Origin of the sequence: Clostridium sp. MB05 (assembly GCF_046581255.1) — a bacterium.
GTDB lineage: Bacteria > Bacillota > Clostridia > Clostridiales > Clostridiaceae > Clostridium.
Window position 1 is genome coordinate 2991353 of record NZ_CP174370.1, and the last position, 23184, is coordinate 3014536.

At 26.9% G+C, this 23184-nt stretch carries 25 protein-coding genes; 3 read left to right on the forward strand and 22 right to left on the reverse strand.

Annotated features, from left to right (window positions below; translation table 11 throughout):
* Positions 1-25 precede the first annotated feature (25 nt).
* From ACH36K_RS14005 to ACH36K_RS14020, 4 genes are all read right to left on the reverse strand, one after another.
* On the reverse strand, positions 26-943 hold the full coding sequence (locus ACH36K_RS14005) for a M15 family metallopeptidase (RefSeq protein WP_411168227.1): 918 nt from the start codon (positions 941-943) through the stop codon (positions 26-28).
* 116 nt (positions 944-1059) lie between these two features.
* A complete protein-coding gene (locus tag ACH36K_RS14010; RefSeq protein ID WP_411168228.1) occupies positions 1060-1560 on the reverse strand; it encodes a hypothetical protein in 501 nt (166 codons plus the stop codon).
* Positions 1561-1792: 232 nt separating this feature from the next.
* A complete protein-coding gene (locus ACH36K_RS14015; protein WP_411168229.1) occupies positions 1793-2278 on the reverse strand; it encodes a cupin domain-containing protein in 486 nt (161 codons plus the stop codon).
* A gap of 143 nt (positions 2279-2421) precedes the next feature.
* Complete coding sequence (locus ACH36K_RS14020) at positions 2422-2799, reverse strand: VOC family protein (RefSeq protein ID WP_411168230.1); 378 nt, start codon at positions 2797-2799, stop codon at positions 2422-2424.
* 495 nt (positions 2800-3294) lie between these two features.
* Between ACH36K_RS14020 and ACH36K_RS14025 the strand changes: the two genes are divergently transcribed.
* Positions 3295-4227, forward strand: coding sequence for a TraB/GumN family protein (locus ACH36K_RS14025; RefSeq protein WP_411168231.1), 933 nt, complete (start codon positions 3295-3297; stop codon positions 4225-4227).
* Between the two features lie 179 nt (positions 4228-4406).
* Here ACH36K_RS14025 and ACH36K_RS14030 read toward each other — a convergent pair whose 3' ends face one another.
* From ACH36K_RS14030 to ACH36K_RS14085, 12 genes are all read right to left on the reverse strand, one after another.
* On the reverse strand, positions 4407-4607 hold the full coding sequence (locus tag ACH36K_RS14030) for a hypothetical protein (protein ID WP_411168232.1): 201 nt from the start codon (positions 4605-4607) through the stop codon (positions 4407-4409).
* Positions 4608-4623: 16 nt separating this feature from the next.
* On the reverse strand, positions 4624-5415 hold the full coding sequence (locus ACH36K_RS14035) for a lipid II flippase Amj family protein (protein WP_411168233.1): 792 nt from the start codon (positions 5413-5415) through the stop codon (positions 4624-4626).
* Between the two features lie 222 nt (positions 5416-5637).
* The gene (lepB, locus tag ACH36K_RS14040; protein ID WP_411168234.1) at positions 5638-6234 is read right to left on the reverse strand and encodes a signal peptidase I; all 597 of its coding nucleotides are present in this window, start codon (positions 6232-6234) and stop codon (positions 5638-5640) included.
* A gap of 71 nt (positions 6235-6305) precedes the next feature.
* The gene (locus ACH36K_RS14045) at positions 6306-6824 is read right to left on the reverse strand and encodes a GNAT family N-acetyltransferase (RefSeq protein ID WP_411168235.1); all 519 of its coding nucleotides are present in this window, start codon (positions 6822-6824) and stop codon (positions 6306-6308) included.
* A 16-nt stretch (positions 6825-6840) separates the two neighbouring features.
* The gene (locus ACH36K_RS14050) at positions 6841-7014 is read right to left on the reverse strand and encodes a hypothetical protein (RefSeq protein WP_411168236.1); all 174 of its coding nucleotides are present in this window, start codon (positions 7012-7014) and stop codon (positions 6841-6843) included.
* Between the two features lie 31 nt (positions 7015-7045).
* Positions 7046-7324 (reverse strand): hypothetical protein, encoded by a 279-nt coding sequence (locus ACH36K_RS14055; RefSeq protein ID WP_411168237.1) that lies wholly within the window; start codon positions 7322-7324, stop codon positions 7046-7048.
* 176 nt (positions 7325-7500) lie between these two features.
* A complete protein-coding gene (locus ACH36K_RS14060) occupies positions 7501-8646 on the reverse strand; it encodes an ABC transporter permease (RefSeq protein ID WP_411168238.1) in 1146 nt (381 codons plus the stop codon).
* A complete protein-coding gene (locus tag ACH36K_RS14065) occupies positions 8621-9784 on the reverse strand; it encodes an ABC transporter permease (RefSeq protein ID WP_411168239.1) in 1164 nt (387 codons plus the stop codon). The genes ACH36K_RS14060 and ACH36K_RS14065 overlap by 26 nt, the downstream gene beginning before the upstream one ends.
* Before the next feature lie 11 nt (positions 9785-9795).
* Positions 9796-10731 carry an ABC transporter ATP-binding protein gene (locus ACH36K_RS14070; protein WP_411168240.1) on the reverse strand — a complete coding sequence of 312 codons (936 nt, stop codon included), beginning with the start codon at positions 10729-10731 and terminating at the stop codon, positions 9796-9798.
* 253 nt (positions 10732-10984) lie between these two features.
* A complete protein-coding gene (locus ACH36K_RS14075; RefSeq protein ID WP_411168241.1) occupies positions 10985-11620 on the reverse strand; it encodes a response regulator in 636 nt (211 codons plus the stop codon).
* 19 nt (positions 11621-11639) lie between these two features.
* A complete protein-coding gene (locus ACH36K_RS14080; RefSeq protein WP_411168242.1) occupies positions 11640-12725 on the reverse strand; it encodes a sensor histidine kinase in 1086 nt (361 codons plus the stop codon).
* 343 nt (positions 12726-13068) lie between these two features.
* On the reverse strand, positions 13069-13590 hold the full coding sequence (locus ACH36K_RS14085) for a GNAT family N-acetyltransferase (RefSeq protein WP_411168243.1): 522 nt from the start codon (positions 13588-13590) through the stop codon (positions 13069-13071).
* Positions 13591-14252: 662 nt separating this feature from the next.
* Here ACH36K_RS14085 and ACH36K_RS14090 point away from each other — a divergent pair.
* Complete coding sequence (locus tag ACH36K_RS14090) at positions 14253-15719, forward strand: SPFH domain-containing protein (protein WP_411168244.1); 1467 nt, start codon at positions 14253-14255, stop codon at positions 15717-15719.
* 63 nt (positions 15720-15782) lie between these two features.
* On the opposite strand, the gene pepT is transcribed toward ACH36K_RS14090, so the two are convergent.
* The 4 genes from pepT to ACH36K_RS14110 form a co-directional block, all read right to left on the reverse strand.
* Complete coding sequence (gene pepT / locus ACH36K_RS14095) at positions 15783-17015, reverse strand: peptidase T (protein WP_411168245.1); 1233 nt, start codon at positions 17013-17015, stop codon at positions 15783-15785.
* A 309-nt stretch (positions 17016-17324) separates the two neighbouring features.
* Positions 17325-17477, reverse strand: a complete 153-nt coding sequence (locus ACH36K_RS14100) for a hypothetical protein (protein ID WP_411170731.1) — start codon at positions 17475-17477, stop codon at positions 17325-17327.
* A gap of 40 nt (positions 17478-17517) precedes the next feature.
* Entirely contained in the window at positions 17518-17838 is a 321-nt protein-coding gene (locus tag ACH36K_RS14105) for a rhodanese-like domain-containing protein (protein WP_411168246.1), read from the reverse strand.
* A gap of 228 nt (positions 17839-18066) precedes the next feature.
* Positions 18067-18993 carry a DUF5692 family protein gene (locus ACH36K_RS14110; RefSeq protein ID WP_411168247.1) on the reverse strand — a complete coding sequence of 309 codons (927 nt, stop codon included), beginning with the start codon at positions 18991-18993 and terminating at the stop codon, positions 18067-18069.
* 219 nt (positions 18994-19212) lie between these two features.
* On the opposite strand from ACH36K_RS14110, the gene mnmH reads away from it, so the two are divergent.
* Complete coding sequence (mnmH, locus tag ACH36K_RS14115) at positions 19213-20319, forward strand: tRNA 2-selenouridine(34) synthase MnmH (RefSeq protein WP_411168248.1); 1107 nt, start codon at positions 19213-19215, stop codon at positions 20317-20319.
* A 74-nt stretch (positions 20320-20393) separates the two neighbouring features.
* On the opposite strand, the gene ACH36K_RS14120 is transcribed toward mnmH, so the two are convergent.
* Complete coding sequence (locus ACH36K_RS14120; protein WP_411168249.1) at positions 20394-21263, reverse strand: 2-oxoacid:ferredoxin oxidoreductase subunit beta; 870 nt, start codon at positions 21261-21263, stop codon at positions 20394-20396.
* Positions 21263-22942 (reverse strand): 2-oxoacid:acceptor oxidoreductase subunit alpha, encoded by a 1680-nt coding sequence (locus tag ACH36K_RS14125; protein ID WP_411168250.1) that lies wholly within the window; start codon positions 22940-22942, stop codon positions 21263-21265. The genes ACH36K_RS14120 and ACH36K_RS14125 overlap by 1 nt, the downstream gene beginning before the upstream one ends.
* Between the last annotated feature and the right edge of the window lie 242 nt (positions 22943-23184).

Genomic DNA, 23184 nt, shown 5'->3' on the forward strand with positions numbered 1-23184 from the left:
AAAAAATGTCATGCTTTGCATGACATCAGATTATTTTGCAATCTATAATTTTTATAATTCTTTCGATTTTTTCATCTATAGGGACGCCTTCATACCATTTTCCTTCATTTAGTTTTGATAAATCCCCAAAATACTTACTCTTTAATATTATTTCTGGCCTATATTCAAAATGTAATATATCAAAGTGTGACCATTTACCACCCCAAACAAATCCATTGTCCTCAAATATCTTTACTAACTCTTTAGGATATCCTTCTATTCTTTTACTACCTTTAGCCTTGTCTACCCATTTCCAATAATCTGCATTGTTTCTATTTAAGTCTATAGCAATTCCATAAGCATGTGGACTAAGCCTTCCTGTATCTTGAATAACTCTATAATTATATGTACCGTTTATGGGAAATACATAACTACTTACATATCCATCTCTAGATATTAACTCCTTAGCTCCATTTAAAGATTTTTTAAGAGATTCACCTGCTTTAGCGTTTTTATTAAACATTATATTTCCACATCCTGTTGAGAAATTAGATAGGTTTTTTTCTATTTCGTTTCTATTGCTTCCATAGATAACATTAAGAAAAGAATAGGATCTTCCTCTTGCTGGATCTATATTATCTAAAACTGAATCAATACTATTTAAAGGATATATTATTTCTAAAGTATCTTGAATATCTGCATTTGAAATCTTCTCTTCTTTTCCTTTTTCCTTTTTATCATCATATAGTACTTTTTTTCCATTCTTAAGTATTAAATAAACAAAAGAATCCTGTGACACCTCTATATCTTCTATTTCATCTTCATAAGCTACCATTAACACTAATAAATCTCTTTTAATATTGTTTTTATATTCATTATCATCTAAAGTTAAACTGTATGTCTTACACAATGCTAAATTCAGAAATGAAACTATTATTAGAACCATACCTATTAATTTTTTCATAACATCACCTACTTATAAAAATTATATTTTTATTATTCCTTAAATAGATTAATGCTACTCTAATAATTCAATAGATTTTTCTTCAAGTAAAGGAAAAGTAAAGATAACTACTCCTGTTAGTAACCATCTACTATATCTACATCTTCTTCCTCATTTGTAGTTATATTTATTTTTAGTTTACCTTTACAATCACTTCCTATTATTTTAATTCTACTATTCCCTTTTTTTATATCAAATTTGCTCCTACCTTCTTGAGATTGCTCTAAAACTTTTATAACATTATCATTTGGATCTATTAATACTACTTTAAATTTTCCAGATTCTATTTTAGAATCAAATTCTATATCTATTGTTGAATCATTTTTAGAACTAATTTCCCAAATAGTCTCCATCCCTGAAAACTTAAAGGACATATTAGTATATCCTTTTTCATTTATTCCTCTCTTATATAAATAAGAGTAATTATCATTTAATGCTACTATTTTTGAATTATCTGTATAAATACTTTTTCTATTATTTCCTATATAAAACCTATCAATAAATCTATTTATTGTTATAATTCCTCCCGATACTATAACTATTGCAATAATAATATAAATAAGTTTTTTAGACTTCATCTCTTTCACTTCTCCAATTTTCAATAAACTCCGAGGCATATTATACCATATAATTACAGTTTATGTATATATTATAAGAAAAAAAGTAATAAACTTACCTCATAATAAGATAAATTTATCACTTTTTAGATAATTCTTTATATAATTAATAATTGGAGTTACTGACTTACATTTAGTTTTAATATTATTATAATTTTCTTTCTCTTTATAATAACTTTTAAACGTTAAAATATTAATTATTATTTGTTTCTCTAGTAAGCTTCAATATTGTTTCTTCATGCTCTGGATATAAGTTTAAAAGCTCTTTTCTTTCAAACAATTCAAAGTCATCAAATTCAAATGCTGGTGCAACCATGCATCCAACTAAAGCAAAGCCATCATTGTTCATTGCAGATCCAAATATATATCCTTTTGGAACTAATACCTGTGGAACTTCTCCATTTTCTATATTAATACCAAGCTGTTTTGCTATAAGTTCTCCTTCTGGGCTTATCATATAAATAGTAAGTGCTTCACCATCATGATAATACCATAATTCATCAGATTTTAATCTATGAAAGTTTGATACTTCACCTGTCTTTAAAAGAAAATATATACTACTCCATAGTTTTTTATCTTTTCTTACTTCATCATTTGATAAAAATGATTCTTTAAAATATCCACCTTCTACATGTGAAGTCATGTTTAAACTTTCTATGTAATATTCTGCATTTTTCATTTTTATACCTCCATTTAATATCTATACTATATTTTACCTATTAATATTATATAATAAATTTAAAAACTATACATAATATATTTTGAAAGTAAATTAAATAAGGCTTATCATATTTAATTATAATAAGCCTTATTTATAAACCTCTAATCTTCTCTTACTAAATATTGATTTCCATCTTCATCAAAGAAAGAAAACATAGAACCGTATGGCATTTTCATAAGTTCTCCAACTTTAACTTCATTTCCTTTAATTTTGTTATATGTTTCTTCAATATTACTAGTGCTTAGTATTATTGATGGATGCTCTACATTTGCTTGTGGATTTTGAGCTTTCATTAACTCTTTATTATATAAAACAAAAGTTGTGAATTCATCTTCACTTGGACCTACTTCTATCCATTTCATATTTGGACCCATTGCTTGCTCAAATTTAACTACAAAGTTTAATTTTTTAGTCCAAAATTCCTTTGCCTTTTCTTGATCATTAACGTATATAGTTATTTTACCTATTTTATTTATCATAAGTATCCCTCCTAAAATTTATATTTTAATTATAACCTAAAATATCGATCTTTAGCTAGATATTATCTTTTTTATGTAGTATTTTTTTACTACTCTATTAAAAATTTTACTTTCTAATAATTTAAATTTTATTTCTAGACTATTTTATTTAAATAAAGATACTCCATCATCTTATAGCAAATCTACATCACCATTTTTTCTTGACATATATCCATCTAAGCTTACTGCAATATATAATACAACTTTTCTCTTCATAATAATATTCTCCTATTTCTATATTATTTACATAAATATTAATAATACAATTTGACTAGCTTATTTTTTCTAATTTTAACATAATAAACTATAATATAAACTCTTAATAGTAATTTACTAAAAAAATTTATAAGTACTTATATAGTAAGTTATATTATATAAAGTCTCCTATGAATATAAAACCATTTATGGTAAAATATAGTTTAACATAAAATAAATTACTTTAAGGAGGTAAAATATATGAGAAGTATTTTAAAACTGAAAAATTTTCTTTGTTTCTTTCTTATTACTTTCTTCATATCTATATCAGTTGCATGTGATAATAATAATAAAGCTATTGAAAAAGAAACTGCTAGGGGGTATATTTGGGAGGCTACTAATGGAACTAATAGTGTAACTTTAGTTGGAACTATGCATATTGGTGACAATAAAATTAATTTTTTAAATGATGATATTAAAAAAATAATTGATGAAACTGATGTATTATCTGTAGAACTCGATTTATCTGAAAAAGAAACTATCGAAAAAGCTCAATCATCTGGATATTTAAAAAATGGTGAAACTATAGATAATTATTTAACTGAAAGTGAAACTGAAAAATTATCTTCTATATTTAAATCTTTAAGTCCCAATTTAAATATAGATAGTATTAAATATTTAAATCCCCCATCTTTGTATAGCTTATTAACTAAACTATGTTGTGCTAAAGCTGGTATACTTGGAAATGGATTAGATTTATTAATGATTAATGAAATGAAGCAACATAACGCTGCCAGAGATACTATAGTTATAAATGAACTGGAGGGAGTTGATTCACAAATTATTGCTGGAAATAAAACTTTTACTTGGAATTATATAAAAGAGTATATAAATAATTACTCTGATTCTAATATAGATAAGGAAGTTGATTATGCAATAAATTCTCTTAATGCCTATAAAAATGGTGATATTGAATTTATTGAAGAATCAAATAATAAGATTAAAAGTGATAACCCAGAAGTTTATAAAATAATGATTACTGATAGAAACATTGATATGGCAAATAAAATAGATGAATTAATTAAAGATGATAAAAAACATACCGTCGCAGTTGGTGCTGGCCATTTTATCGGTGATGATAACATATTAAAATTATTAGAAGAAAAAGGCTACACAATAACACGAATAAATTAATATACTTTAACTTCTATAAAAATTAATAGGTAATAAATATTTTTATTATATAAAGATATTTATTACCTATTCTTAATTTCATGTTCTTAATTTCATGCTTATTTTTAAACTTCTTCCCACTTCTTAATTTTGAATATATTCTTAATTTTTATTAAATAAGAATACATAAACTATTAAAGTTATTTTTTCTTTTGATTTATAACTATATAGATTTTATTTATAGAAAAAATTATAGTTAATATTACTATAATACCTGTAAGCCACTTAAAAAATTCAGGAATATTTATATCTCTTAATAGATATGCCCATAATTTTGCACAAAAAAGTCCTAAAATTAAAAGCAATATATTACTAACTTTAAAAGTTTCATTATTCTCCATTTCCTCTTCACTCACCTTATATAAAATTAGCTACAAAAGCAATTAAATATGATGCTGGTACAAATAATACCAACGCTACGAAAGTTCCTACCACTTTACTTCCTACCATAGCTATAACACAAGCCCTAAAATCTTCTACACTACATTTACCATCTACAACATCATCAGTCATAATAGATAAATGTGGATCAATAAAAATTGATGTAAGTATTGTTGCTGTTCCATTAATTATTGGTGACAAAGATAAACAAGTCATTCTAAGATCTGGAGCTATACTTGCTGCATATATTGGTGCAAAGGCTCCTGCCGTAATAATAGCTACAGAAATAAAATTATAAAATAAGATCTTTTTAGGAAGTCTTCTGTAATCTATACTTGTTAAACTTTCTTTTACTGGAATTGCTATACTATCTTTCATATACTTTATACCGTTCTTTGAAACACTATGGATAATAAGTTTAGGGATAGATCTTTCTACTGAAAAATGATTTACTGCCTTACTAAACATTTGTTGAAAAGTTGGTATTAAAAAAGCTCCAGCTATACTTGCAATTCCTGAAACTATAATTATTAAATTAAATATAGTCATTAAATCTCCACTACTAGGATTACTTTCTACAAATTTTGTTAATAAAGGAGTCTGAAACGTTAATGCTGTTCTAGAAACAAGCATCAATACATTAAAAACTGCAAAGGTAACAGCTATCTTACCAGTTCTAACACCTACTAACCTAACTGAATAGGCTAATGTTCCAATTAATGAAATTATAAAGTTTAATATTAAAACAATTATAATTTGAGTATCCAACCCATATCACATCCTTGAATATTATTTTTGAATACATAAGGTATTTCTTCATTATTTCTAACTTCTTTTCTCACAATATCCTTCGTAATATTAATTTCCTTGAAAATTATAGTAATTTTAATTATATATAAATAAATCTGTAACTTAAACATAATTTTATAATCTTAATACATTTGCAATAATTAAAATAAAACATAATAAAAAAGTGGATAAATCCACTTTTTATTCTAGAAATCCAAATCTATTTAATGGTGATAATCTAAATACTGCTTTTCCTTCAACTTGATTAATATTAATAAGTCCAAACGCTCTACTATCTTTACTTACCTCTCTATTATCTCCTAATACAAATAAAGTTCCCTCTTTTACCTTAACTGAAAGTGCAGTATCTTTACTATAGGTCGTACCCTTAGCGTATGTTTCTTCTAACTTTTCACCATTTAAATATACATATCCACCTTTTATATCTATTTCATCTCCAGGTATTCCAATTACTCTTTTAACAAGTCTTGTTCTTGTATCAGTATTATATGAAACTGAAGCCACTTCTTTTAAATATTCATAGCTTTCTTCAAATATATTACCTTTTTCTCCGTGATCAAAAAATATTATAATATCTCCTCTTTTAGGCTCTGTAAAATTGTAACTCAATTTATCAACTATAAGTTTTTCATTGTTATATAGTGTATTTTCCATAGATTCCTGCTGAACCTTAGCACTAGCTAAAGCCTTTGTATTTACTACGGTTACTATTATGATGCTCCCTATTATAGTTAAAAAAATCCCTCTAATTTCTTTTATAACATTTTTATATTTCAAGATAATGTCTCCTTATCTCCATATTTATAATTAAACTGTCTATAATTTTTTTATATTTGATTTTATTAATTCTAATTATGTTTAAATTCTTTACTTAATATTGCCATCATATGCACATCATGAAATTCATTATTTATAAAAAGAGCTTCTCTTTTTGTTCCCTCAAATTTAAATCCTGCCTTTTCATACATAGCTCTAGCACGAGGATTATAATCAAAAACTTCTAATTCAACTCTATTTAAATTTAGTTCTGTAAATGCGATCTCTAAAGCTTTCTTAGTTGCTTTTAATCCAATACCCTTACTAAAGTTATCCTTATCGAATATAGCTATTCTAAAACTACATGATTTATACTCATCATCTATATCCATAAGTACTACTTCTCCAAGAATTTGATCATTATCACATATTAGTAGATGTCTTCTCTCCCCATTATTTATAGATTTCTCAATAAATAATTCTATTTCTTCTTTTGTAGGGTAGTTTGTTGTTCCAGTATAATAAAACATTTCTTGGTCTGGATTTTCAAATCCTACCTCCCAGTATTCATTTACATCTAATTTATTTAATAGTCTCAAGTTAATTTCCATATTTTCTCCCCTCTTATTAGTTATTTTCTCTCCACTCTTTTTCGTTAATACTCGTCTTAATAGCTCTTTTCATAACCGATTCAATATTTTCTAAATTATCCTTTATGGCATGACTAACTGCAAGTCTTATTATAAAATATAGAGCTAAAATAGGTATTGTAATATATAGAAGCAAAAAAAAGATTTCCATAGTTCTCCTCCTATAAACTTTATTATTTTTCTTAATAAATAGCCGATGTTATAATTAATGTGCCTCCTATAATTGTTAATAATAATATTGAAGCAATAGTTACTACTAATATAATCATATCAATATTTTTATTAATTTTATATTTTCTAGATACTATAAATGTTATTACCCCAATTAAAATAGATACTATCCAAACTAAATAGAAATTTAACTTAGATAGTAAATTAGATTCATTAAACAATAACATAACTATCCAAATATTAACTGCTATTAAAATACTTAAAATTATATATAATACTACCTTTTTCATCAGAATTTCCTTTCCCTTATACATTTATCATTTAATTATTTAAATGAAATGATAAATGCAAAGATAGTAGTTAAACTCTTTTATAGATATTTTACCATAAAACTTTACTAACTGTAAACTTTTAACAAAAAAGCTACACGTTAGTGTAGCTTCCTACTTTATATATCTCAAAATTATTAATTTATACTAAGCTTTCTTTCTTCTTTAGAAGTTTTATAGATTCCAATAACAAAAAATGCTACTGCAAATAATACTATTATAATTAAATATTTATATATCTCATTAAAGCTTGCCCCTTGCTGTATATCTATTATTGATTGAATAGCCCATCTAACAGGAGTAAAATATGATATTTTTTCTATTATAGGCGGCATTATTTCTATTGGTACAAAAGCTCCTCCTATCATTACCATTATTATATTAGCAAAATTAAATATATTAGAAGCCTCAGTTATATTTTTAGCAAAAGATCTACAACATATTGCAAGACTAATTGAAACAAGGCCTACAAGGCTTAATATTGCAAATAATTCTAAAGTGCTAACTCCAACTTGTACTTTAACAAATTTTATACCAATAATACTTAGACTAACTTGAAGTAATATTGATATATATCCACTTATTGCATCAGCAACATAATATTCATATGTCTTTATAGGAGCCATAAATATTCTATTATATACATTTTCCTCCTTTTCCTTAAATACTCTATATGAAGTACTCATTCCTCTTATAAGCATAAACATTATTATAAAACCAATAAACGTTTGACTAAAAGAATACTCTTCATGTAAATCATTTAAACTTTCTCTTTCTAGCTTTATATATGAATTATTACTATAATTATCTAAAGATTTATAATATACCTCTTTATTTCCTTCTGCTGCTATTGCAATACTATTTATATTGCTCATTTGCTCATTTACTAAGTTTCTTATTATCATTCCAACATCATCATTTTCTACAGAAGTAATCTTTATTGGGTTTGTGTCACCTTTCAATAAACTATCTTCGAATCCACTGGTTACTTCTATAACTGCATTTATAGCATTTTCTGAAAATAAATCTTTCTTCTCATTTTGTTGGATTTCCCTTACATTAAATCCCTCATAATTCTTAATTGAATCTAGAATATCCTTGCTAGTTTTTGAACTATCATTATCGATAATGCCAACTGTTATATAGCCTGAATTCATATTAATTACATTTAACATAAGCAAAAGTATTAAAATAGGAGCAATAATAGACATAATAAACCCTATTGGCTTTTTTATTATAGCTATCTTTAAATTGTTTTTAATTAATACTATTATATTTTTCATTTACTCTATCACTCCTTCTCCCTATAATATAGATTAATAATATTGTAATTATTAAACTAATCAATCCAATTTCTAACCATCTAATTAAAGTTGATGAATCTCCTGAATAAATATATCTAAATATACTTATATTAAACCATCTCAACGGAGAAATATTAGTTATAAAATTTAATACTCTACCTAAGTTGTCATCTAATGCTATATATCCTCCACCTAAGAATACTAAAACTGGTATAATAATATTTTGTATTAGTGTTCCTGAAATTTCTTCTTCTTTAAAAATCATTGGTATTACAATACCTACTCCAATTACTATAGTTAAAAATGGTAACATTGCCAAAGGTACTATAAATAAATTTTTACCATAATTTACATCAAAAATAATATTACTTAATAAATAAGTTACCATTAATGTTCCAAAAGAATATAAGAAAAATCCAATAAATGATGATAGATAATATTTACTCGTAGATACTCCCGATAAGCTTATTCTATCTTTTATACTATTTCTTCTATCATTTTTAATATTATATAGAGGTAATGTTACAAAATAAAATATCATAAGACCTATTTCTGCCACACCATAATAATCCATTGAACTTGGCTTTTCATTTAAAGTAATATTTTCTTCTTCTATATAATTCTTAGTGTTTTCAATCTTAACTATCTCATTAACCTTACTAGGATTTATACTATAAACCTCCATTATAGCATTAAACTTATTAGAAATTCCATTTAATACTCCATATACAAAGGATGGCTTTATTAAAGATTGACTATTAGAATAAAACTCTATAGTATCCTCCTTTAAATGTAACAATACAGCTCTATTAATTCTTACTTCTTTTTTTCCTTCCTCTATATCACTTATCTCTTTAAAAGTAATTGATAAATCCTCTTCATCATCTAATTTTGCATTCTTAAATGCATTTAAAACTTCTTTAGTTTCATCAGAACCTTCATCTAAATAGCATATAATTGTTTCATTCAAAACAGCTTTGTTGTTCACTTTATTAAAGTATGATGATAATGTACTTCCAATCAATAGTATTAAAAATAACGGAAAAAATATCATAAATAAATGATTCTTTTTATCTCTTATACAATGCAAAATTGTTGCTTTTATTATAGGAATCATAATTTTTCCTCCTAATCCCTTAACTTTTTCCCAGTTAAAGATAAAAATACTGTTTCTAATGTTATTTCTTTAAAACCTAAATCCGTTATTTTTAATTTTTGATCTGATACTACTTTTATTATCTTATCTAGATTGTTTACCTCTTTTGATGAAGCTATAATAAGGTTATTTTCATTTATAGATATATCTAAAACTCCTTCAACATTTCTTAGAGATTCAATATTTATCTTATAAATATCCTCAAGCCCTATATTTAGAGTTCTTTTGTCACTTACCATATCCTTTAACTCTTCTTTAGTTCCCTCAACTATTATTTTTCCTTGATCTATAATAGCAATTTTAGAACATAAAGCCTCCGCTTCTTCCATATAGTGAGTTGTATAAACTATAGTTACACCTTTTTTATTTAGTTCTTTAACAGACTGCATTATATGATTTCTAGATTGAGGATCTATCCCTACTGTGGGCTCATCCATAATTAATATCTTAGGCTTATGAATTATCGCACAAGCTATATTTAATCTTCTCAGCATACCACCTGAAAAATCCTTTGCTTTTTTATTTTTAAACTCCAAAAGTCCTGTAAATTCCAATGAATTTTCTATGCCTTCCTTAAGTTCACTACCTCTTAGCCCATAAAGCTCTCCAAAGAATTTAACATTTTCATAAGCTGTAAAATCACTATATATAGCAATATTTTGAGGAACTAGTCCTAAACATCTTCTTACCTTTAAAGAGTTTTTTCTTATATCCTCTCCTAAAACCTTAATCTCACCAGATGTAGGGTGTAAAAGCGAACAAATTATGCTTATAGTTGTACTTTTACCTGCCCCATTTGGTCCTAAAACCCCATAAATTTCTCCTTCTTCTATCTTTAAATTAATATTATCAACGGCTATATTATCCTCATATTTTTTTACTAAATCTTTTATTTCTATAACTTCCATAAGATTCTCCTCCTTAAGGCATCTTCAAAAAATAAATAAGTCAAAATATACTTCTCATCTTTGACTTGTTATTTATTTTCAGATGCCTAATATATCTTTACTAATATTATATAAAAAAGACCCTTCTAGAGAATCTAGCAAAGGTCACCTTTTAACTATGACAAAAGTCATATATTTCCTTCAGTTTTTAAGTAGTCTATGTAAGTTTATGTTGACTTGGAGCGTAACGACGGAATAAATAAATTTACATAGACTACTGTTCTCCTTTTATATAATAAATTGCAATTTGAGTTCTATGTGTTAGTCCAGTTTTTTGGAATATAGAGGTTATATAATTTTTAACTGTCCCCTCTGATATATATAAAGATTTTGAAATTTCCTTATTATTTAATCCTTCTGAAATAGCTTTCATAACTTCTAATTCTCTTTCAGTAAATATACTTTTATCTAATTTATTTTCTTTTATCTCTTCTTTGTTTAAATTACCGCTAAGCTTAATTAAAATTTCATCTTGAATAACACAATTTCCTTCACTAACCATTTTTATAGTTTCTATTATTTTATTAGGATGAGTATTTTTTAATAAATAACCTTTAGCGCCATTTCTTATTCCGTCCCTTATATATTCATCTTCATCAAAGGTAGTTAAAATAATTACTTTCGTATTTGTTTTTCTAGATATTTCACCAGTTGCTATCACTCCATTAATTAAAGGCATTCTAACATCTAGCAATGCTATATCAACATGATTATTTAATAAAAATTCAATTGCATCTTTTCCATTTTCAAATGCTCCTACTACTTCAATTTCACTATGAGATGATAAAATGATCTTTAAACTTTCTCTAATTAAAGCATCATCATCTGCTAGTACTAGCTTTATACTCATTTTAGTTCCCCCTTATTAGTTAATAAGGAATTAAAATTATAACCCCAAATTCTTTGTCGTAATTTACAATAAACTTTCCATCAATATTATTTACTTTATCTTCTATACTACTAAGACCTATTCCCTTTTTAAGAGTCTTACAGCCCTCTCCATTATCTTTTACCTCTAACTTTATAAATTTCTTTAAGACCTCTATATTAATTGTTATAAAATCTCCTCTAGAATATTTAATTGAATTAGTTGTAAGTTCAGTTATAGCTTGTATAAATAATAACCATATTCTTGAAGATATCTTATCTAAATCTCCTATGTAATTTACTTTTCCCTTAATGCTTGTCCCTTTTATTTTCTCATCTAGTATTTTTTTAATTCTATTAATACCTAATTCTTCCTCTGCAGGTTTAATATTTCTCAGAGCCATTCTTATCTCTTCCATTCCAGCTCTTAAATTTTCGGTGCATGAATCTAACATAACGTATGCATTTTCTTTATCTGTATCTATTATAAGTTTAATAGCTTCTAGCTGAAGCAGGGTTCCTGAAACAGTATGCCCTATCTTATCATGAAGTCTTGTAGATATTTTATTTCTTTCTTCAAGTCTTGCTGTATGAAGAATTTGCTCTTGTATATATCTTTCTTTAGCTAATTTGTCTTGAAGTTTATTTATAGACTTTCGTTGTTTTTCTTCTATATCCTCAAATCTTTTAAGTTTACTACATTGAATGTTATCATTTATTATTGCTATTAATATAATAACTAAAATCATAATTATATCACTGAATTCCTGATACTTAAGTACTAAAGATAAAGGAGTACTAGCTAAAATTATCCCTAATACAACTCTTTTCTTTTCACTTATAAAATACTCAGCCATACTTAAGCTTATCATTAAAACTCCAAATTCAATATATCTCAAGGTAAATAAAAGTGAAAGTAAAACCTCTAATATAGTTAACATCTCAGATGAAAATCTGTATTTATTATATAAAACCCTTCTAATAAATGTAGTTATTATATAAATTAATATAATAACTACAACTGCTAAACTTAATTTATTAAGCTCTACACTTGTCCAGCTAATATATAAACATAAAACTATCTTCAATATTATGCATAAGTCATTATTTTTAATTTTCTATCACTCCACTTCATTTGAATTGTCTTTAATCATCTTTTCAAGTCTATTTAATCGAATATATAATTCTTTAAAGTGTAATGATATTTTTTCATCCTGAGCCTTCAGCTTATTAGGAATATAAAAAATAACATTATAAATAGTTAATAAAAGTATTAATATTAAAATTGCTCCCATCATATTTTATCTTTAGTGAGAGTATCTCTTATAAGTACAAAACCCTCACTAAATCTATCCTCCTTTCGCTTTATACATTTTTTATTATCTAATAAGAAGTTAATTCGCTTTATAAGAATAAAGTACACTAAGTATTTTATTCTTTAATATATGATGGGTTAATCCTTGCCATTAAGTATTCATTTTCATATTTACCATTTCTAATACTTGCAAGACGTTTAAGACCTTCTTTTTCAAAACCAAACTTTTCATAAAGATGAATAGCTCTTTTATTATCTTCAAAAACTGTTAACTCAACACGAATAAGCATCAACCAATTGTCCGCAACATCAAGTAAAGCTTCCATTAAAGCAGTGCCGACACCCATATTCTGATAGTCCTTGTGAATCATAATTCCGATGCTACCACTATGGCGTGTACGAGGATTTGCGTTGATCGTTAAACCTGCGGAGCCAATAATTTGTTCTTCACCATTTTTATTTTTTGTTATAGCTACAAATTGGTGTTGGTTACCATCCATATTCACAATGAAATCTTCATTACGTTTTACTCTTTCTGACGGAATACCTAGTATATTTTCAAACACTCCTGGCATACGCCTAAGTGCATTTATTCCTTTGCCATCTCCAATATCTATTGGTCTTATTAAAAACTCCATTACAACTGGCCTCCCTATGTTAATATAAATACTCTTTAATTCTCATTATTTTACAATTTTTGTTCTAAACTTTAAGTTCTTCCATTTCTATAAGTTGAATTATTAGTTTTTCTTTATTATCTTTAAGTTTTTTTATTTCTTTATATAATTCCTTTATTTTATCTTTAGATGTAGAAACATACTATCATTAGGAACACCTTTTTCAATAGCTCTAAGGCTTAATATACGCTCTTTTAGAATATCATTATTATATAGAGTAGCCTTATATACTCCTGCTTCCTCGCCTACTGTTTTAAAGTTGATTTTCTTTGTTTTAGAACGCTTTAGTTTATCTATTACTCTATTAACCTTTTCGATAGTCTCTTGTTTCTTCTTATACTATCTTATCCCTCTATATCTCTACTTTTATCAATACTTATATTATTATTTACTATCTATATTATAATTACTAAAGATAACTTAAATCTTCTCCTTACATACTTAATTTTTATATTTATTATACAATATATACCTACATTTAAAAACATATTTTACCAATATATATATAAATTGTTTTAGGTTTATGTAGCAAAAAATCTTTGTAAATATTTCATAATAATGAAAAATTTATGATAAAATATAAGTATAGAATTAATCTAAATTTATACAAGGGGGAAATAATAATGAATATTTTACTTGAAAAATTATTAAATGCACTTCCAATAATAATTATTGTACTTGTAGTATTAATAGTCTTTCTATCTTTTTGGAGAAGAGTACCTGCTGATAAAGCAATGGTAATCACAGGACTTAGAAAAAGAGTTTTAGTTGGAAGAGGGGGATTAATGATTCCCGTATTAGAAACATCTTCTACTATTTCACTAGAAAATATTTCAATGACAACAGATGTAAATGAAGCACCTGCGAAGCAAGGTATATTTGTAAATATAGTTGGTACAGCAGTTGTAAAAGTTAAAAGTGATAATGAAAGCGTATTAAAAGCAGTAGAACAATTCTGTAATGGTGGGGAAAAAAATACAGTAACCGTAATAAGAACTATAGTAGAGCAAATATTAGAAGGTAAGTTAAGAGGTATTATATCTACTTTAACTGTTGAACAAATAAATGAAGATAGAGCTTCATTTGAACAAAGAATTGAAGATGATATAAGAAATGAATTAGGATCAATGGGATTAGTTCTGATATCTTATACTATCTTAAAGATAAGTACTCAAGGAGGCTACTTAGAAAATAGAGCCAAGCCTCAAATAGCAGCAGCAAAATCTGAAGCAGACATAGCAGAAGCTGAAAGAAAAAGAGATACGGAAATTAAAACTGCAAGTGCAACAAGAGAAGGTCAAAAAGCAAAACTAGAAGCTGAAACTCAAATTGCTCAAAGTGAAAGAGACAAAAAAATCAAACTAGAATCCTTTAGAGCTGAACAGGACAAGGCAAAAGCAAATGCAGACGTTGCCTATAAATTGCAAGAAGTTGAGAATAATTCAATTTTAGCTGAACAACAAGCTGAACTTGCTGAAAAAGAAGCTTTAGTTGTAGAAAAAAAATTAATAGCAGAAGTAAAGAAGCCTGCTGATGCTAAAAAGTATGAAGTTGAAGTTGCTGCAGAAGCACATAAAATACAAGCAATTAGACAAGCAGAAGCTGATGCTGAAGCAATAAGAGTAAGAGCAATAGCTGAAGCTGATGCTAAAAAAATACAAGCTCAAGCTGATGCTGAAGCAATAAGAGCTAAAGGTTTAGCTGAGGCTGAGGCTATTAAGGCTAGAGGAATTGCCGAAGCTGAAGCAAAAGACAGATTAGCTGAGGCAATGGCTAAATATGGTGAAGCTGCAATAGTTGAAATGATAGTAAATAAATTGCCAGATGTAATGAAAGAAGTAGCAAGCCCATTAGAGCAAATAGATAAATTAACAGTAATAGATAATGGTGGTAGCCAAGGAGCATCAAAAGTTTCTAAAATTGTAACTGACGTTGCTGCTAATGGCTTTGAAGTGTTAAAAAGTTTAACAGGTGTAGATTTAGCAAATGTATTAAATAATTTCGTCAATAAAGATACTAATGTAATTCCTACTTCTAATAATATTGCTCCAAAAGATACTGAGGAAAAGGCATCAAACATAATAGAATAAATTCGCAAAAAATTACTACAAGAATTAATAAACTTGTAGTAATTTTTTTATTAAAAAGTATAACTATTTACTATATTTCTTAACTATATTAACTATTACATCAACAGCTTTTTCCATTGATTCTATTGGAACATATTCGTACTTTCCATGGAAGTTTTCTCCACCTGCAAATATATTTGGAGTTGGTAAGCCCATAAATGAAAGTCTGGCGCCATCAGTTCCACCTCTTATTGGTCTAATATTTGGAGTAACACCTGCATCTATCATAGCTTCTTTTGCATTTTCTACTATATGCATAACAGGTTCAATTTTTTCTTTCATATTTCTATATTGATCTTTTATACTTACCACTACAGTTCCTTCTCCATACTTCTCATTCAATTCTTTTTCTATAGCTTTAAACTTTTCTTTTCTTGCTTCAAAAGAATCTGTAAAGAAATCTCTTACAATATAATTTAGTGATGTATTTTCAACAGTTCCTTCTATATCTGTAAGATGTGAGAAGCCTTCATACTTATCAGTTTTTTCTGGAACTTCATCTAATGGAAGACTATTTATAAATTCATTAGCAACCATTATTGAATTTAACATCTTATTCTTTGCATAACCTGGATGAACATTAACTCCTTTTATTTGAACTTTTACTCCAGCAGCATTGAAGTTTTCATACTCAAGCTCTCCAAGTCTCCCACCATCCATAGTGTAAGCAAAATCTGCTCCAAACTCTTCAACATCAAAATGATCTGCACCTTCTCCAATTTCTTCATCAGGTGTGAATCCTACTTTGATAGTTCCATGCTCAATTTCTGGATGATTAACTAAATACTCTATTGCAGTCATAATTTCTGCAAGTCCTGCTTTATCATCTGCACCTAAAAGTGTATTTCCATCTGTAGTAATTAATGTTTTTCCTATATACTCTTTTAATTCAGGTGAAAATTTAGGAGATAGTACTACTGAATCATTTAACTTAATATCTCCTCCATCATAATTCTCTATAATTTTAGGATTTACATTTTCTCCACTATAATCTGGAGCTGTATCCATATGAGCTATAAAACCTACAACTGGTAAATCTCTGTTACAGTTTTTCTCTAGTGTAGCATAAACATATCCATGTTCACTTATTTTTGCATCCTTTAATCCTATTTCTTTAAGCTCATTGCATAGTTTTTCTGCTAAAATTAATTGCCCCTTTGTACTTGGAGTCTTTCTAGTTGTTTCATCTGATTTAGTATTTATTTTTACATATTCTAAAAATCTTTCTTCTACTCTTTTCATAACTTCACTCTCCATTCTTATATTGTTTTTTTACTCATTTAAATAAAATATACTTATAAAAGAAATTATCTTTATAATTAACTTTTACATATTTTATCTAACACTCTATATTTTAACACATATATATCTTAACTCTATATTCCTTTAAAAATTATATAAATTTTATATTTGTTAATTAATTTGTATAAATTCATTTAAAATACATAAACTATTTATGTATTTTATCTCTTTCTCTTTATTAAACTACTCCTAAAAAGGCTTCAAGATAATTTTCTTGAAGCCTTTTTGTTATTTAAAATTATATTTTGTTTCTATACTTTCTCTTTATGTAGTTTTATCATTAAAGTATTCGTAAAATGATACATGAGTATCCCTTTCAAACATTATTATTTCATCTTCTTCGCTTAATCTTCTAAGTCTTGCTACTGCTGAAGCTCCTCTATCAACACCACCAATTATTAATATTCTTTTTTTCATACCTTAACCCTCTCAAAGGTTTTATTAATATATATTTATACTACTTTCTTTTACTTCCTGCATATGAGCCAACGCCACCAGCTACATTAACTACATTAAAGCCAAGCTTTGTTAACTTACCACAAGCTGATGAGCTCCTTCCCCCTGATTGACATAATATGTGATACTCTTTATCTTTCTTTAAATACTTTTCTGGATTTGATAAAAGATCTCCCATTGGAATATTTTTTGCACTTTTTATACTTCCTGTTTTATATTCATATGGTTCTCTTATATCAATTAAATCTATCTTTCCAATTAAATTATCAATATCATTTACATTCATAACTTTTCCTGAATTTTTATTAAATAAACCAAACATACTATTTTCACTCCTAAAATTTATTATTTTTTTCTTATGTGGATATTTTACATCATTAAAAGAGTTTTTTATGTAACTATGTCACATAACTTTAATTATTGTATTTTCCTACTGCTCATCTTAGTTATCAACTAAGAACTATTAAAAATATTTAAGCTTATACATTAAAAATCTTAAAATATAAATAAAAAGCGTAGAAACTTTTACAGTTCATACGCTTTTCGTTTATTATAGAGTAATATTTCCCTTTGCTAAAATTTCATTATATGCTTCTAAATCATTATGGATTTCAACTTTTAAAGGATTGCGTTTATATTTTACTATCTTATAGAAATGATAAATAAATACTGCTACATTTGATGCTAAGGCTAATCCACTTACTATCCATAAAGCTAATTCGTTATGTGATGATTTAACTGCAAACATTGATGTATCAACAAATGATGGGAAACACATAACAAACATCATCCATATTCCTAAAGTTTGAGCTCTATGTTGCAACCATGCACCTTTCTTTATAAAAAATGCTGGAATTGTACAAGATAATAAAAGAGCTAGTCCAGCATAGAAAGAATGATCTGAAACACAGTTATAAACATAAGCAAAATTCCATAAATCATAAGCAATTATCCAAAACCATAATTGATCTGGCCATAACATATCTTTATACTTATCTTTTCCTATAACAATTCCCATCCAACCCGAAATTGTTATTATATTTAATATTCCTGCAATTCCATTCATAATATTCCATGGTCCTCCAACCATAAAAACACCATCTACTAATCCATTTAAGCTATAACACTGAAAATCACGAATAACGGCTTCTAAAATATTTATAGATAATATTAATGGTGGAAAAATTAAAAGATATTTTTTAGTATTAGCTTCTTTAATAAATCTTAAAGCCATAAACCCTAAACATCCTGCCAGTGCTGAATAAACCTTTGCCCAATGGAACCAAGTTCCAACACTAGAACCCTTCCCTGCAGTTTTAGGCCATACTTCAAAAGTAAGAACTATTGGTAGAATTAAAAATATTGCTAGTGAAAACCATTTGTTTGAACGAGCAATTTCATTGATAAGAATAAGTCCAATTAATACTACAATCCACATAGCAAATGAATACCATGGGATTGCTTCAAATAAAAACATTATTAAGACCCCCTAAATAATTTAATTAATATATTTATCCCATACATATATTAACATTTTATGTAATCATTTTCAATATTTTTATATACAATTTCTTACATTAAATTTCATTAGTTTTAAGATTTCCCTTTATTATTATTAAATAAACTCTTATAATATTTAATAAAGCTTATAATAATAGTATAATTAACAAGTATATTAAATTAAAAAGGACTGATTATGATCAATACTAAATATCCATTAACTAATGATTTCAAAAAAATTGTTTTAGAAGAAATACCACTTATAGATGTAAGAGCTCCTATTGAATATGAAAAAGGAGCATTTTTAAATTCATTTAACTTTCCTATTTTAAATAATGAGGAACGTCATATTATTGGGATTTGCTATAAAGAAAAAGGAAATGAGGAAGCTACAAAGCTTGGATATAAATTAGTTTCAGGTAAAACTAAAGATGATAGAGTAAACTCTTGGATATCATTTATAGAATCTAATCCTAATGCTATATTATATTGCTTTAGAGGTGGTTCAAGATCAAGAATTTCTCAAGAGTGGATTACAAACGAGCTTAAAAAGGAAATTTATAGGATAGAAGGCGGATATAAGGCCTTTCGTAATTATCTTATAGATTCATTAGCTTTAGAAAATCAAAATTATACTCCTATAATTCTCACAGGATTCACTGGTTCTGGGAAGACTATAATTTTAAATAAATTAGAGAATTCAATAGATTTAGAAGGACTAGCTAATCATAGAGGCTCCTCTTTTGGTGCTCATACTACTCCTCAACCAACACAAATAAACTTTGAAAATAATTTAGCTTATTCTTTAATCAAACATAAAGAAAAAGCCCTTAAACATATTATTTTAGAAGATGAAGGAAAAAATGTAGGAAGGAACTTTATTCCACTAGATTTATTTAATTATTTTCATAGTGGAAATGTAGTTCTTTTAGATGTTTCCCTAGAAGAGCGTATTGAAAATACATTAAAAGAATATGTTATCGATGCACAAAAAGAATATAAAAATAAATTTGGTGAAGAGTTAGGTTTAAATGAATGGTTTAATTACATATATTCTAGTATGGACCGATTAAAGAAAAAATTAGGTGGGGATAGATTCAAAATAGTACTAGATGAACTTGAGCTTGCCTTTAAAAATCAATTATCAACTGGCAGATTAGAAAAACATAAGAATTGGATAGAGGTCTTTCTTAAAGATTACTATGATCCTCTTTATAAATACTCTTTAGAAAACAAAAAGGAAAAGGTTATTTTCAGTGGGAATTCTCATGAAGTTCTAAGTTTTTTAAATACTCTTGATTAATTATTAAAAATAGTAAGTAATTTAACAAATTACTTACTATTTTTAATATAAATCTATTTTTCATCTTAAACTTTCTAATTATATAAAAACTCATCAACAAGCATTTCAGTATCTTTCGGTTGCCATTTTCTATCTATCAAATTTGCACCTGTCTTTAATACTGGATGAGCTTGATGATAGCTTTCTTTAGTATTATCTCTATATATTATTCCTACTGGAATTCCTTCATCACCGAATTCTTCTGCTTTTTTAAGTGCTTCTACTTTATTAGTTGAATCATAGCTATCATCTAACTTATATATTCTATCCTTGTACCATTTAAAAGTATTTATTTTATTAAATACTACACAAGGTTGCATTATATCTATTAGTGAATATCCATTATGATTCATTGCTGCTTTTATTGTAGATTTCAAATGCTCCTTATCTGCTGAAAAGCTCCTTGCTACGAAAGTTGCTCCTGCACTAATGGCTATTGCTAATGGATTTATTGGATTAATATATACTCCTTCAAATTGCATTGAAGTAACTTGCCCTTTTGCCGTTGTTGGAGATCCTTGTCCTTTTGTTAAACCATATATTTGATTGTTATGAACAAGATGTACCATATCTACATTTCTTCTTATATTATGAATAAAATGGTTTCCACCTTCACCATAAGAATCTCCATCACCACTAGTTATAATTACCTTAAGATTTTTATTTACCATTTTTATAGCTTGTGCTGGTGGTAATGCTCTACCATGAAGACCATTGAATCCATTTGCTTTTAAATAGTGAGGAGTTTTAGCAGCTTGTCCAATACCGGATACCATAACAACATCTTCTGGCTTTAGCTCTAGTTCAGATAATGCTTCTTTTATCGCTGCTAATATACCAAAATTTCCGCATCCTGGACACCAAGCAATTTCATCATTACTTTTATATAAATTTAACTCTAACATTAGAACTCCTCCTTTCCAATTTTCTTTACTATATCACTTCCTGTTATTTGTCTTCCATCATATTTTAATATGCTGGAAGTCATTAATATCCCTGTTTCTTGAGTTATTAACTTACCTAATTGTCCTGTAAAATTTTGTTCAACATTTATTATTTTTTTAGCTTGTTTTGAATATTTTCTCAAATTTTCTTGTGGTAATGGATATATATCTCCAAAACTTAATGCTCCAACTTTTTTCCCCTGCTTATTTAATTCTTTAACAGCATCTTTTAATGCTCCATAAGTTGAACCAAAGCCTAATAATAAAATTTCAGCATTTTCATATCCTATAAATTCTGGTTCTTCCATATCCTTTTTCATTAATAATAGCTTTCTCATCCTCTTTTCCATTTGAGCAACTCTCATTTCTGCTGTTTCTGTTATATGGGACTCTTCAGTGTGCTCATCGCTATCTACTAAAACTACTTGATGCTTAGAGTTACCAGGAAGCATTCTTGGAGATATTCCACTTTCTGTTATTTTATATCTCTTATATTCCTCTCCTTCTTTTAACTCTTCTCCCTCTGATATATAATTTTCTATTTTTATTTTATCTAAATCATATTTAGGAATAGTTATATTGGCATCTGCTAAATATTGATCTGTTAATAAAATTACAACAGTTTGATATTTATCAGCTAAATTTAAGGCTTTCGCAGTTTTATAAAAAGCATCTTCTGCATTCCTAACACTTATTATAGCTCTTGGGAATTCTCCTTGAGATGCTGTTAATAAAAAACTTAAATCACTTTGCTCTGTTCGTGTTGGTAAACCTGTGGCTGGCCCTGGCCTTTGTGAATCTACTATAACTATTGGTGTTTCTGTTATACCTGCAAGTCCAAATGCCTCTACCATAAGTGAAACTCCACCACCAGAACTTCCTGTCATTGCCCTAGCCCCTGCATATGATGCTCCAATAGCAAAGTTTATAGCTGCAATTTCATCTTCAGCTTGATCAACAACTATTCCTGTTTCTACTTGCTTTTTAGCTAAGTAAGTCATTATGCTCGTTGCTGGTGTCATTGGATAAGCAGAATAAAAATCTAATCCACCTGCAATAGCACCTAATGCAATAGCATTATTTCCATTTATCAATATATGCTTTGATAAGTCTGTCTCTTCCATTGAATACTTAGAATCAATTAAATCATATCCTAATTTAACTGCTTCTATATTTTTATTTCTTATATCATCAGACAACTTATTACTAAAATATTTATCTATACCTACTATATCTATAGAAAAGTATTTTAATACTGCTCCCGCTGCTACTGAAGTAAAAGCCTTAGATAAACTTAATCCTTTTGCTGTAGCTACTAGTGGTAGTTTTAAAATTTTTTCATATTCTAGCTTTATACCTTTATCCGCTATTACAACTCCATCATGCTTTAATCTATCCATATGATATAAAATAGTATCTTCATCTAAAGCAAGTATTAAATCTAATTCATTCTTATGTGAATATATTTTATTTTCTCCAAATCTGATTTGTATAAAGTTATGTCCTCCTCTAACTCTTGACATATAATCTTTATTTGAAAAAAGATACAATCCAGATTTCTTTATTGTTTTTTCTAAAAAATCACTTAGGGTATCAAGTCCTTGTCCTGCACTTCCACCAATTAATATATTGTATTCCATTTATACACCTCTTTTATAATTTATATATATCTTAACTACTAATAAATATTTTCCTTTAAAGGCTATCTTAATACTTTTATACTATGCATACACAACAAAATGATCGTATAAAATATCTAATATTTGTTAATATTTTTATTTACCTAATTTCCTTATAAATATTTATTCTCCAAATAATGTATTTTTAAAATTATACCTTCCTATTTTATGGTATAATTATAAAAGTGATTTTTTGATTGCTT